General features: G+C 61.8%; 12 protein-coding genes. 4 read left to right on the forward strand and 8 right to left on the reverse strand.

What is annotated here, in order from left to right; genetic code table 11:
• Positions 1-41 precede the first annotated feature (41 nt).
• The 5 genes from carA to grpE form a co-directional block, all read right to left on the reverse strand.
• Positions 42-1,178 (reverse strand): glutamine-hydrolyzing carbamoyl-phosphate synthase small subunit, encoded by a 1,137-nt coding sequence (gene carA / locus ACK59L_RS13080; protein ID WP_144966608.1) that lies wholly within the window; start codon positions 1,176-1,178, stop codon positions 42-44.
• A 299-nt stretch (positions 1,179-1,477) separates the two neighbouring features.
• Positions 1,478-2,281, reverse strand: coding sequence for a 4-hydroxy-tetrahydrodipicolinate reductase (gene dapB, locus ACK59L_RS13085; protein ID WP_058604766.1), 804 nt, complete (start codon positions 2,279-2,281; stop codon positions 1,478-1,480).
• Positions 2,282-2,294: 13 nt separating this feature from the next.
• Entirely contained in the window at positions 2,295-3,419 is a 1,125-nt protein-coding gene (gene dnaJ / locus ACK59L_RS13090) for a molecular chaperone DnaJ (RefSeq protein WP_023533145.1), read from the reverse strand.
• 191 nt (positions 3,420-3,610) lie between these two features.
• On the reverse strand, positions 3,611-5,536 hold the full coding sequence (dnaK, locus tag ACK59L_RS13095) for a molecular chaperone DnaK (RefSeq protein WP_409274038.1): 1,926 nt from the start codon (positions 5,534-5,536) through the stop codon (positions 3,611-3,613).
• 101 nt (positions 5,537-5,637) lie between these two features.
• Positions 5,638-6,195, reverse strand: coding sequence for a nucleotide exchange factor GrpE (grpE, locus tag ACK59L_RS13100; protein WP_027915422.1), 558 nt, complete (start codon positions 6,193-6,195; stop codon positions 5,638-5,640).
• 193 nt (positions 6,196-6,388) lie between these two features.
• On the opposite strand from grpE, the gene recN reads away from it, so the two are divergent.
• Complete coding sequence (gene recN, locus ACK59L_RS13105) at positions 6,389-8,062, forward strand: DNA repair protein RecN (protein WP_409274041.1); 1,674 nt, start codon at positions 6,389-6,391, stop codon at positions 8,060-8,062.
• Between the two features lie 101 nt (positions 8,063-8,163).
• Here recN and fur read toward each other — a convergent pair whose 3' ends face one another.
• Positions 8,164-8,568, reverse strand: coding sequence for a ferric iron uptake transcriptional regulator (gene fur, locus ACK59L_RS13110; protein ID WP_023533128.1), 405 nt, complete (start codon positions 8,566-8,568; stop codon positions 8,164-8,166).
• A gap of 97 nt (positions 8,569-8,665) precedes the next feature.
• Between fur and ACK59L_RS13115 the strand changes: the two genes are divergently transcribed.
• Positions 8,666-9,193 (forward strand): outer membrane protein assembly factor BamE, encoded by a 528-nt coding sequence (locus ACK59L_RS13115; RefSeq protein ID WP_023533140.1) that lies wholly within the window; start codon positions 8,666-8,668, stop codon positions 9,191-9,193.
• Between the two features lie 121 nt (positions 9,194-9,314).
• Here the strand turns inward: ACK59L_RS13115 and ACK59L_RS13120 are convergent, their stop codons facing one another.
• Positions 9,315-9,755: a type II toxin-antitoxin system RatA family toxin gene (locus ACK59L_RS13120; protein ID WP_023533169.1), complete on the reverse strand. Its 441-nt coding sequence runs from the start codon at positions 9,753-9,755 to the stop codon at positions 9,315-9,317.
• A gap of 163 nt (positions 9,756-9,918) precedes the next feature.
• Between ACK59L_RS13120 and smpB the strand changes: the two genes are divergently transcribed.
• Positions 9,919-10,401 carry an SsrA-binding protein SmpB gene (smpB, locus tag ACK59L_RS13125; RefSeq protein ID WP_023533119.1) on the forward strand — a complete coding sequence of 161 codons (483 nt, stop codon included), beginning with the start codon at positions 9,919-9,921 and terminating at the stop codon, positions 10,399-10,401.
• A 142-nt stretch (positions 10,402-10,543) separates the two neighbouring features.
• Here the strand turns inward: smpB and ACK59L_RS13130 are convergent, their stop codons facing one another.
• Positions 10,544-11,311, reverse strand: a complete 768-nt coding sequence (locus tag ACK59L_RS13130; protein WP_409274044.1) for an FCD domain-containing protein — start codon at positions 11,309-11,311, stop codon at positions 10,544-10,546.
• A 254-nt stretch (positions 11,312-11,565) separates the two neighbouring features.
• Between ACK59L_RS13130 and ACK59L_RS13135 the strand changes: the two genes are divergently transcribed.
• Positions 11,566-13,236, forward strand: coding sequence for a lactate permease LctP family transporter (locus tag ACK59L_RS13135; protein ID WP_058604770.1), 1,671 nt, complete (start codon positions 11,566-11,568; stop codon positions 13,234-13,236).
• Position 13,237 lies beyond the last annotated feature (1 nt).

Below are 13,237 nucleotides of genomic sequence, written 5' to 3' on the forward strand. Positions count from 1 at the left end.
GGGCATGGCGCATGCCAGCCCGGGGCCTTGAAGCAGGAGACTCAGCGGCGCTTGGCCATGGCATCGGTGAAACGATCGAACAGTGGCGCGACGTCGGTCGGGCCTGGGCTCGCTTCAGGGTGGCCCTGGAAGCTGAACGCGCTCTTGTCGGTGCGCTCGATACCCTGCAGGGTGCCGTCGAACAGCGACTTGTGAATCGCGCGCACGTTGCCAGGCAAGGTCGCTTCGTCCACCGCAAAGCCGTGGTTCTGGCTGGTGATCATGACCACACCGGTATCGAGGTCCTGCACCGGGTGGTTGGCACCGTGGTGGCCGTGGCCCATCTTCACGGTCTTGGCGCCGGAGGCCAGGGCCAGCAGCTGGTGACCCAGGCAGATGCCGAAGACCGGGATGTCGGTTTCCAGGATTTCCTTGATCGCCTGGATGGCGTAGTCACAGGGCTCGGGGTCGCCCGGGCCGTTAGACAGGAACACGCCGTCCGGGTTGAGGGCCAGCACTTCGCTGGCGGGCGTCTGGGCCGGCACCACGGTGACGCGGCAGCCACGGGCGACCAGCATGCGCAGGATGTTCAGCTTGACGCCGTAGTCGAACGCCACCACGTGATAAGGCAGGTCGGCAGCTTCGCGGGTGGGGTGGCTGTCGGTCTTGAGTTCCCACACGCTGGAACGCCATTCGTAGCGCTCCTTGGTGGAAACCACCTTGGCCAGGTCCATGCCCTTGAGGCCTGGGAAGCCGCGCGCAGCGGCGATTGCGGCTTCTTCGCTGATGTCGTCACCGGCCAGGATGCAGCCGTTCTGAGCGCCCTTTTCACGCAGGATTCGAGTCAGGCGACGGGTGTCGATGCCCGCAATGGCCACCACGTTGTTGGCCTTGAGGTACTCGGGCAGCGACTGGGTGTTACGCCAGTTGCTGGCCAGCAGCGGCAGATCGCGAATGACCAGGCCGGCCGACCAGACACGGTTGGATTCTGCGTCTTCTGGCGTGGTGCCGGTGTTGCCGATGTGCGGGTAGGTCAGGGTAACGATTTGCTGCGCGTAGGAAGGGTCTGTAAGGATTTCCTGGTAGCCGGTCATAGCGGTGTTGAATACCACTTCACCAACGGTCTGGCCGTCGGCACCGATTGCCTCACCGCGGAAAATACTGCCGTCGGCAAGGGCGAGTATGGCTGGCTTTGTCAAGAAGACCTCCCGAAAATCAAGCATGAAAGGGCGATCGCAGGTTGCAAAAAAGCGGAGTGACGTATGGACACGTCACCCCGCTTTTATGTGCTGAATTCAATTCGCTGCGCGCTTTTAGTGGACACACTAAAGCTGTAGCTTACAGAAAAGTGCGTTTTCGGTCTACCGCATATGTGCCTCTTAAACACATGAATGCGCCAGACCGCTACCAGAGCCACTTGCTAGAGGTGAGCCCTACCGCCCAGACACGCCTGGGTGCGTATCATCGGCGGCAGGTTGCTCTGGTCTGGGCCGAGGGCTTAGTGCAGCTCGAGCACATCCTGCATGTCGTACAGGCCAGGCTCGCGCCCGTCCAGCCACAAGGCCGCTCGCACGGCACCCTTGGCGAACGTCATGCGGCTGGAGGCCTTGTGGGTGATCTCCAGGCGCTCGCCTTCGGCAGCGAACAGCACCGTGTGATCACCGACCACGTCACCGGCGCGCACCGTGGCAAAGCCAATGGTCTTGCGATCACGTGCACCGGTCTGCCCTTCGCGGCCATACACCGCCACTTCCTGCAGGTCGCGCCCCAGCGCATTGGCCACCACCTCACCCATGCGCAGCGCGGTGCCCGAAGGCGCATCGACTTTATGGCGGTGGTGCGCCTCGATGATCTCGATATCGACGTCGTCGCCCAGCACACGCGCCGCGATGTCCAGCAGCTTGAGGCTGAGGTTGACCCCTACACTGAAGTTGGCCGCGAACACGATCGGAATGTCCTTGCCCGCTTCGGCCAGCAGGTGCTTTTCTTCCACGGTGAACCCGGTGGTGCCGATGACCATGGCCTTGCCATGCTTGCGGCAGAACGCCAGGTTCTTCAGGGTGACCGATGGGTGGGTGAAGTCGATCAGCACGTCGAAGTCATCGGCAACCTTGACCAGGTCGTCTGAAAGCAGCACGCCAATGCGCCCCAGGGCGGCCAACTCGCCTGCGTCCGCACCCACCAGCGTGCTGTCCGGGCGGTCGATGGCAGCCGTCAGGCCGGCACCTGCGGTTTGCTGTACGGCTTCGACGAGGGTCTTGCCCATTCGCCCTGCCGCGCCCATCACTGCAATACGTCGCATAGCCTTTTCCTTGTCAGAGATCGCCGAAGAAGCGCTTCACGCCATCGAACCAGCCACTGGCCTTGGGCGAATGGGAGCTGTCGCCCTCGAGCGAATCACGCAGCTCTTCGAGCAGTTCGCGCTGACGACGGCTGAGGTTGACCGGCGTTTCCACCGCCACGCGGCACAGCAGATCACCCGCACCACCACCGCGCACAGGCGCCACGCCCTTGCCACGCAGGCGGAACTGCTTGCCGGTCTGGGTGCCTTCGGGGATGCGCAGCTTGACCCGACCATCGAGGGTTGGCACTTCGAGTTCACCACCCAGCGCAGCGTCGGTGAAGCTGATCGGCACTTCGCAGTACAGGTGCTTGCCATCACGCTGGAAGATCTCGTGCTCGCGCACGTTGATCACCACATAAAGGTCGCCGGTCGGCCCACCGTGCGCGCCGGCTTCACCCTCGCCCGACAGGCGAATGCGATCACCGGTGTCGACACCTGCTGGCACCTTGACCGACAGGGTCTTGTATTCCTCGACCCGGCCTTCGCCATGGCAGGCCCCGCAAGGGTCGGTGATGATCTTGCCCTGGCCATGGCAGCGCGGGCAGGTCTGCTGCACCGAGAAGAAGCCCTGCTGCATGCGTACCTGGCCGATACCACCGCAGGTGGGGCAGGTCGACGGGGTGGAGCCTTTCTTCGCACCGCTGCCATCGCACGGCTGGCAGTTCACCAGCGTCGGCACGCGAATGCTGACCGTGGTGCCGCGCACGGCTTCTTCCAGGTTCAGCTCCAGGGTGTAGCGCAGGTCGCTGCCGCGCTGAGCGCCGCCACGTCCGCCACCCCGGCCACCGCCGAAGAAGTCGCTGAACACATCACCGAAGATGTCGGAGAAGTTGGCGCCCCCGAAACCGGCCCCGCCGCCACCCATGCTCGGGTCGACGCCGGCATGGCCATACTGGTCGAACGCCGCGCGCTTGCTGGCATCCGACAGGACCTCGTAGGCCTCGTTGGCTTCCTTGAATTTGTCTTCGGACTCTTTGTCACCCGGGTTGCGGTCGGGGTGGTACTTCATCGCCAACCGGCGATAGGCCTTCTTGAGGTCAGCATCCGTGGCGCCGCGCTCGACACCCAGGACCTCATAATAATCACGCTTGGACATAGGTCATTTGCACCTTGTTGGGCGTCCGGCATCTGCGCCGCGCCGTCAGCACCTGCTCCCCATGAGGGGCTGACAAATGCTGCAAAAATTCTCGAATTCCAGATACGTCAACGCGGGAGCAAGCCCCCGCGCGGCGACATCCTACCAGTTCACCGCCAAACGGCGGTGCACTGGCCGACAACTTGCAGGAATTACTGCTTGTTGTTGTCTTTCACTTCTTCGAACTCGGCGTCCACCACGTCATCGTGCTTGGCTTCCGGCTCGGCCTGCTGCGCGCCGCCCTGAGGCTGTTCGGCCGACTGCTCGGCGTACATTTTCTGGGCAACCGGTGCAGAGACCTTGGACAGCTCTTCGACTTTGGCGTCGATGGCAGCCTTGTCGTCGCCTTTGACGGCGGCTTCCAGGGCAACCACGGCCGCTTCGATGGCAGTCTTTTCTTCAGCGGTGACCTTGTCACCCGCGTCAGCGACCATCTTGCGGGTCGAGTGAACCAGTGCATCACCCTGGTTACGGGCAGCGGCCAGCTCTTCGAACTTGCGGTCTTCCTCGGCATTGGCCTCGGCGTCGCGCACCATGCGCTCGATTTCCTCGTCCGACAGGCCGGAGTTGGCCTTGATGACGATGGACTGCGACTTGCCAGTGGCCTTGTCTTTGGCGCTGACGTGCAGGATGCCGTTGGCGTCGATGTCGAAGGTCACTTCGATCTGCGGCACGCCACGTGGCGCTGGCGGAATGTCAGCCAGGTCGAACTTGCCCAGCGACTTGTTCTGTGCCGCCTGCTTGCGCTCGCCTTGCAGTACGTGAATGGTCACGGCGCCCTGGTTGTCGTCGGCAGTCGAGAACACCTGCGACTTCTTGGTCGGGATGGTGGTGTTCTTCTCGATCAACGAGGTCATCACGCCGCCCATGGTTTCGATACCCAGGGTCAGCGGGCTGACGTCCAGCAGCAGAACGTCCTTCACGTCACCGGCCAATACTGCGCCCTGGATGGCAGCACCCATGGCGACGGCTTCGTCCGGGTTCACGTCCTTGCGCGCTTCCTTGCCGAAGAAGTCGGCAACGGCTTTCTGGACCATCGGCATACGGGTCTGACCGCCGACCAGGATCACGTCGTCGATCTTGCTGGCGTCGATACCGGCGTCCTTGAGCGCAATGCGGCAAGGCTCGATGGTGCGGCTGACCAGGTCTTCGACCAGCGATTCCAGCTTGGCGCGGGAAATCTTCACGTTCAGGTGCTTCGGACCGGTTGCATCTGCAGTGATGTACGGCAGGTTGACGTCGGTCGACTGGGCCGAAGACAGCTCGATCTTGGCCTTTTCAGCAGCTTCCTTCAGGCGCTGCAGGGCAAGCGGATCGTTCTTCAGGTCCATGCCGGACTCTTTCTTGAACTCGTCGACGAGGTAGTCGATCAGGCGCATGTCGAAGTCTTCGCCACCCAGGAAGGTGTCGCCGTTGGTGGCCAGTACTTCGAACTGATGCTCGCCGTCGACTTCGGCAATTTCGATGACCGAAACGTCGAAGGTACCACCACCCAGGTCATAGACGATCACGGTGTGGTCGCCCTTGGCCTTGTCCATGCCGTAGGCCAGTGCAGCGGCGGTCGGCTCGTTGATGATGCGCTTGACGTCCAGACCGGCGATGCGGCCGGCGTCCTTGGTGGCCTGACGCTGGCTGTCGTTGAAGTAGGCCGGTACGGTGATGACCGCTTCGGTCACAGGCTCGCCGAGGTAGTCTTCGGCGGTCTTCTTCATTTTCTTCAGAACTTCGGCGCTGATCTGCGGTGGCGCCATGTCCTTGCCGCTGGCCTGGACCCAGGCGTCGCCGTTGCTGGCCTTGACGATCTTGTAAGGCACCAGCTTGATGTCTTTCTGCACGACGTCTTCTTCGAAGCGGCGGCCGATCAGGCGCTTGACTGCGAACAGGGTGTTGTGCGGGTTGGTGACGGCCTGACGCTTGGCCGACTGGCCTACCAGGATTTCGCCGTCGTTGGCGTATGCCACGATCGATGGGGTGGTACGCGCACCCTCGACGTTCTCGATGACCTTGACGTTACCGTTTTCCAGCACGGAGACGCACGAGTTGGTGGTCCCCAGGTCGATACCGATGATCTTGCCCATGTTAACTCTCCCGAAACTTGAATGAGGTAGCAGCGGCTACTGCGGCCAACTGCGGTAATACTTGAAGGCTTGACACCTAGATGGGGATGCCCGAAAGGATTTCAAGCCTTTTCATCGATAGAAGGTTGCGCTGCGCTCGGCGCCTTGCTGACCACCACCATGGCGGGGCGCAGCAGGCGGCCATTGAGCAGGTAGCCCTTCTGGAACACGTTCAGCACGCTGTTGGGTTCGACCTCGGCGTTTTCCTGCATGGCCATGGCCTGGTGGTGCTCAGGGTTGAACGGCTGGCCATGCGGATCGATGGCTTCGAGGTTGTAGCGCTTGAGGGTGTCCTGGAACATCTTCAGGGTCAGCTCGACGCCTTCGCGGATCTGCTTGACGTGTTCGTCCTGGGCGCTGGAGTGAGCCAGGGCCAGTTCCAGGCTGTCGATCACAGGCAGCAGGTCGGTGGAGAACTTCTCCAGGGCGAACTTGTGCGCCTTTTCCACATCCTGCTCGGCACGCCGGCGAATGTTCTGCAGTTCGGCCACGGTACGCAGTGACTGGTCCTTGGCCGCGGCCAGCTGTTCTTCGAGTTCCAGCACGCGGGCATCAGCTGCGTTGTCGGCACCGGTTTGCTCGACGTTGAGGTCTTTCTCGTTCAGCTGCTCATCAGCCATGGGATATCTCCTGCGCAATTTGGTGGACTGCGAGCCAGGCTCGCCGGTGATGTGGCGTATATGGGGCCGGAAAATACAGCTTCAAGGGGCAGCCTGGTTTTTACGCCTTGAAGCGTTTGCGCCAAAAGGGCATTGGCAGGCTGGAAAAAACTACTGTATAAATAACCAGACATGACTTTCTGGAGTCGCCCTCATGCTGGTGCACCTGTCCATTCACAACTACGCCATCGTTGAACACCTCGACCTGGAAATCGCCCGCGGCATGTCCGTGATCACGGGCGAGACAGGTGCGGGCAAGTCGATCATGCTCGATGCCCTGGGCCTGGCCCTGGGCGACCGCGCCGACAGCGGCGTGGTACGCCCCGGCACCGACAAGGCCGACATCCTCGCCACGTTCGACCTGGTCGACATCCCCGAGGCCCACACTTGGCTCGCCGAACGCGACCTGGCCAGCGATGGGCTGTGCATCCTGCGGCGTGTCATCACTGCCGAAGGCCGCAGCCGTGGCTATATCAACGGTACGCCCTGCCCCCTTGGGGACCTCAAGGCCCTGGGCGAGCTGCTGATCGACATCCACAGCCAGCACGAGCACCAGTCCCTGCTCAAGGCCGATACCCACCGGCGCCTGCTCGACGAGTACGCCGGGGCCATCGACCTGGCCCGGCAAGTGCAGATGGCGGCCAAGCGCTGGAACCAGACGCGGCTCGAACTGGAGCGCCTGTCCAATTCCGGCGACGAACAGCGTGCCCGCCACCAACTGCTCAGCTATCAGCTCGAAGAGCTGGACAACCTGGGCCTGGGCGAAAACGAGCTGGAGCACCTGGAGCAGGAGCACAAGAACCTCACCAGCGCCGAGGCCCTGTTCGGCATTTGCCGCCAGGTCATCGACCAGTGCAGTGAAAGCGACTCGGGCAATGTGCTTGGCGCGCTCACCTCCAGCCTCAACCGGCTGGGCGCTGCCAGCAACGCCCCCAAGGCCCTGTCGGAAGCGGCCAACCTGATTGCCAGCGCGCAAATTCAGGTGGAAGAAGCCGTGGGCGAACTCAACCGCTTCCTCGACAATTTCGATGCCGACCCCATGCGCCTCCAGGCCCTGGAAGAGCGCCTCGACACTATCTATACCCTGGCGCGTAAACACCGGGTGCACCCCACGGAGCTGCCACACCTGCAGCAGCAGTTGATGGAGGAGCTCGAAGGGCTCAACGCCAGCGATGAATCCCTGGAGCGCCTGGGCGAAGAAATGACTGCATTCGCTCAACACTATAAAGAGAAGGCCCGCGAACTGAGCGGGTTGCGTCAGCATGCCGCCAAGCAACTGGCAGAGGCGGTCGAGCAGGAAATCCAGCGCCTGGGCATGCCCGGTGGCCGCTTCTGCATTCAGCTCACGCCCAATGACACGGCCGACCTATCACCCAATGGGCTGGAGCAGATCGAATTGCTGGTCAGCGCCAACCCCGGCCAGCCCCTCAAAGCGCTGTCCAAAGTCGCCTCGGGCGGCGAACTGTCCCGGATCAGCCTGGCGATCCAGGTCATTACGGCACAGACGTCGCGCATCCCTACCCTGGTATTCGACGAAGTGGACGTGGGTATCGGCGGGCCTACGGCGGAAATCGTGGGCCAGCTGTTGCGTCGCCTGGGCGAACGCGGCCAGGTGCTGACCGTCACCCATCTGCCTCAGGTGGCCGCCCAAGGCCATCACCACCTGTTCGTGCACAAGGTTCGCGAGAGCGATACCACGCACACGGCCGTGGCCAGCCTTGGCAAACGCGAGCGGGTCGAAGAAGTGGCGCGCATGCTGGGTGGCATCGACCTGACCAAGGAATCGCTGGCCCATGCGCGCAAGATGGTGGTCAGCGGCAAGGCCTGAGGCACTTCGGCACAGGGCCGGGATAACGGCCACCACCACCGTTTGCTGAAAAAACAAAGGCGACCCCAGGGTCGCCTTTGCTGTTCAGAACGAAGTAATCGTTACTTCTTCTTACGCACATAAAGGACCAGGTTGTGGTCCACCAGCTCGAAACCGTGCTCTTCGACGATTTCACGCTGACGCTTCTCGATCTCGGCGTCCATGAACTCGATGACTTCACTGGTATCCACGTTGACCATATGGTCGTGGTGACCGCCATCGGCCAGTTCGAACACCGCATGACCGCCGTCGAAGTTGTGGCGAACCACCAGACCCGCTGCTTCGAACTGGGTCAGTACACGGTACACGGTGGCCAGGCCAACATCCTCGCCTGCCTCCATGAGGGCCTTGTACACATCTTCGGCGCTCATGTGACGCTGCTCGGCAGAGTCGAGCATTTGAAGGATCTTGACTCGAGGCAGGGTCACCTTGAGACCGGCTTTGCGCAATTCGCTATTTTCAACCATGGTCAGCTTTCTCGCCGATGCTGCTTCGCAGCTTCTCTTAATACGGGTATGATCGGTGTTTACGTTGTCCAGCCAAGATAGTGGAAGTCGCCCACCGATGCAAAACACCAAGCTCTTGCTAACCAGCCTCACCTTCGTGGGACTGCTCGCACTCGCCGGTTGCTCGTTTCCCGGGGTTTACAAAATCGACATCCAGCAGGGCAATGTCGTCACGCAGGACATGATAGACCAATTGCGTCCGGGAATGACCCGGCGGCAAGTGCGGTTTATCATGGGCAACCCTCTGATTCAGGATACGTTCCACACCAACCGGTGGGACTACCTCTACAGCCTGCAACCTGGTGGTGGTCAGCGCCAACAGGAACGCATGAGCATTTTCTTCAATGAAAGCGACCAGCTGGTAAGCCTGTCTGGCGACTTCATGCCGGGCGTCAGCCGCGACCAGGAAATCCTCGGTGGCAGCGGCGACACCACGGTCAGCCCAGGTGCCAACGGCGAGCAGCCGGCAGCCCAACCGGAAGAAAAACCGGCCAAGCCAGGCTCGGTCGAGGAATCCATCCAGCGCGAGATCGACACCATCGAAACCACGCCAGTGCCTACACCGGCACCGCTGGAAACGCGCTAAACGCGCTGATACGAAAAAAGCCCGGAGAGTGTCCGGGCTTTTTCATTGCTGCAAGAGACGCTTCCAATCAAGCGTCACCGCTCCCTGCCACTTGAGTGTGGCCATACCTCGATTGCAACCCTTAGGAAGCAGCGTACAATTGCTTGGCACGCTCGCAAAACGCATCCACCAAAGTATTGGCGGCCTGATTGAACAGCGGCCCCAAGGTGGCGCGCACCAATGAGCCGGCATAGTCGAACGACAAGTCCAGGCTGATCTTGCAGGCCTTCTCACCCAAGGGCTTGAACACCCATATGCCATGCAGCTGGGAGAACGGCCCCTCCTCCAGGTTCATCTCGATGGATTGCCCCGGCACCAGCACATTACGGGTAACGAAGTGCTGGCTGATACCGCCTTTGGCCACCTCGAGCTTGGCGCGCATGTGGGTTTCGCTGGCTTCGAGCACCGTCGAGTCGGAACACCACGGCAAGAAGTCCGGGTAGCTGGCCACATCGTTTACCAGGTCGTACAAGGCCTGGGCGGGGTATGGCAGCAGGGCGGAGCGTTGAATATGGGTAGTCATCCAGGCGTCACTTCCAAGGCTGGGTGGCGGTGCTTCGCAGCATTCCGATTACAGGTTCTGTACCTATGACAGTGCAGGTATTGTCCGGTATTCATTCCAGTGGCTCAAGCACGCAGAAATCCCATAGCGGACGACGCGCGTACTTGCCTATAATGCCGTCCCTATGGCTAAGCAAAAAAAACATCCGACCGGGACCATCGCGCAGAACAAGAAAGCGCGACACGATTACTTCATCGAGCACAAGTTCGAGGCCGGGCTGGTCCTGTCCGGCTGGGAAGTAAAAAGCCTGCGAGCCGGCAAGGCGCACCTCGTTGACAGCTATGTGCTGCTCAAGGACGGTGAGGCCTGGCTGTTCGGCAGCCACATCACCCCGCTGACCACCGCCAGCACCCACGTCATCGCAGACCCCATCCGCACCCGCAAGCTGCTGCTCAACAAGCGTGAGCTCGAGCGCCTTGAAGCGGCCGTTGCGCAGAAGGGTTATACCTGCGTGGCATTGGCGCTGTACTGGAGCAAGCACCTGATCAAGTGCGAAATCGCACTGGGCAAGGGCAAGAAGGAATACGACAAGCGCGATACCGTGCGCGAACGCGATTCCAACCGCGAGCTGCAGCGGGCCGTACGCAACAAGGGCAAGGAAGACTAACGTTTGCCCCCTTCCCCGCCGAGTGATGATACGGGCAGCTAGTTGCCCGATCTTTTCCTCAAAGGGATGTGTACTTGCCATGAACAGCACGTCGCCCGCAGCGGCCTGCTGTTCACGCGCACACTCGCCTGCATAAATACCCTCAGTGCCCGTTGCGCCGCTCCGCCCGCGCGACCCGCTGCGCCTCTTCGTGCGCCTCTTCAAGCACCTCCTGCACGTACAGAATGTGCCGGCTGGACACCTCCCGCGCATCCTCGGCCCGACCTTCGATAATCGCCAGGTACAACTCCCGGTGTTGGCTGATCAGCATGTCGCGCGTTTCGCTGCGTTGCTGGTACATGCCACCGATGTTGGTGACCACGTTGCGCTTGAGCAAGTCGAACAACCCGCGGATGGTATGCAGCAGCACAGCATTGTGACTGGCCTCGGCAATGGCCAAGTGAAAACGCGCATCGGCGGCGCCTTCTTCGGCCCGTGTGACCTCCCCTACCCGCGCGTAACAGTCCTGCAGCACGTCGAACGCCTCCTTCAAGCGCGCCCGGTCGGGTGCGGTGGCGCGCTGGGCAGCGTAATAGGCGCAAGACGCCTCCAGGGTGTGGCGGAACTCCAGCAGGTCGTGTTGCGCCTGGGGGCTGTGTTCGAGCAGTTGCAACAACGGGTCGCTGAACGTGGAGCCCAGCGATTGCGCCACATAGTTGCCGCCGCCCTGCTTGCTGACCAGCAAGCCCTTGGCCACCAGCTTCTGGATCGCTTCGCGCAGCGACGGGCGTGACACCCCGAACTGCTCGGCCAGCACACGTTCGGCCGGCAGTCGCTGGCCCGACGTCAACGTGCCTTCCAGAATCATCCCTTCCAACCGATCGACAATGTCGTCGGACAGGCGCCGCTGGCGGACCTGATCAAAAACCATCACACGCTCTCCACGAATCCCGGCTGATATCCGGGGCATCCATTCTCGCCGATCCACAGCCGGCCGACACCCACCAGCGCTCGTTTTTCATGCCACATCACCTGCCCACTTATCGGCATTCGACCAAAGTGCTGCCTCGGACAAATTGACACACCCCCGTGTGCGCTTTTAACCTAGCGGCGAGCCATTGTAAATTGGTCTTACCAATTATCCAGGGCAAGCGCATGACCAACAACAATTAGGGGCCACCCCATATGCAAACCTGGCAACAACTCTACAGCCCGCTGGGCAGTCTCGGCCTGTCCGCCCTGGCGGCGGTCATCCCCATCGTATTCTTCTTCCTGGCCCTGGCCGTCTTCCGTCTCAAGGGCCATGTTGCCGGCAGCATCACCTTGGGTCTGTCGATCCTGGTGGCGATCTTCGCCTTCAAGATGCCTGTCGACATGGCCCTGGCCGCTGCCGGCTACGGCTTCCTCTATGGTCTGTGGCCCATCGCCTGGATCATCGTCGCGGCTGTGTTCCTGTACAAACTCACGGTCAAGAGCGGCCAGTTCGAGGTGATCCGCAGCTCGGTGCTGTCGATCACCGACGACCAACGCTTGCAGGTGCTGCTGATCGGTTTCTGCTTCGGCGCCTTCCTGGAAGGGGCGGCCGGCTTTGGTGCGCCGGTAGCGATCACCGCCGCGCTGCTGGTGGGCCTTGGCTTCAACCCGTTGTACGCGGCAGGCCTGTGCTTGATCGCGAACACCGCACCGGTCGCTTTCGGCGCGCTGGGCATCCCGATCATCGTGGCAGGCCAGGTCACCGGCATCGACGCCTTCCACATCGGCGCCATGACCGGTCGCCAGCTGCCGTTGCTGTCGCTGTTCGTACCTTTCTGGCTGGTGTTCATGATGGACGGCCTGCGCGGCGTGAAAGAAACCTGGCCCGCAGCCCTGGTGGCCGGCCTGAGCTTCGCCGTCACCCAGTACTTCACCTCGAACTTCATCGGCCCGGAACTGCCGGACATCACCTCGGCCCTGGCCAGCCTGATCGCCCTGACCCTGTTCCTGAAAGTGTGGCAGCCCAAGCGCTCGTTCGCAGCGGCCACCGGCAGCGTTGGCGCGGCCGTGGTGCAAACCGGTGGCAGCCAGCCAAGCCCCTACAGCCTGGGTGAAATCTTCAAAGCCTGGTCGCCGTTCCTGATTCTCACGGTGCTGGTCACGATCTGGACCCTCAAGCCCTTCAAGGCCGCGTTCGCCCCGGGCGGTGCGATGTACAACTTCGTGTTCAACTTCGCCATCCCGCACCTCGACCAACTGGTGATCAAGACCGCCCCCATCGTGGCCGCGCCTACGGCCATGCCGGCCGTGTTCAAGCTCGACCCGATTTCTGCCACGGGCACCGCGATTTTCCTGTCGGCGCTGATCTCCATGGCCGTGCTCAAGATCAACCTCAAAACTGGTCTGACCACTTTCAAGGAAACCCTGTACGAGCTGCGCTGGCCCATTTTGTCCATCGGCATGGTGCTGGCCTTCGCCTTCGTGACCAACTACTCCGGCATGTCCTCGACCATGGCCCTGGTACTGGCCGGCACCGGCGCGGCGTTCCCGTTCTTCTCGCCGTTCCTGGGCTGGCTGGGGGTGTTCCTGACCGGTTCGGACACCTCCTCCAATGCCCTGTTCAGCTCGTTGCAAGCCACCACCGCACACCAGATCGGCGTGAACGACACCCTGCTGGTTGCAGCCAACACCAGTGGCGGCGTGACCGGCAAGATGATCTCGCCGCAGTCGATCGCCGTGGCGTGCGCCGCCACCGGCCTTGTGGGCAAGGAGTCCGACCTGTTCCGCTTCACCGTCAAGCACAGCCTGTTCTTCGCCACCATCGTCGGCCTGATCACCTTGGTGCAGGCCTACTGGCTGACCGGCATGCTGGTTCATCACTAAA

Source organism: Pseudomonas sp. KCJK9111 (genome assembly GCF_046231935.1).
Taxonomy (GTDB): Bacteria; Pseudomonadota; Gammaproteobacteria; order Pseudomonadales; family Pseudomonadaceae; genus Aquipseudomonas; species Aquipseudomonas parafulva_B.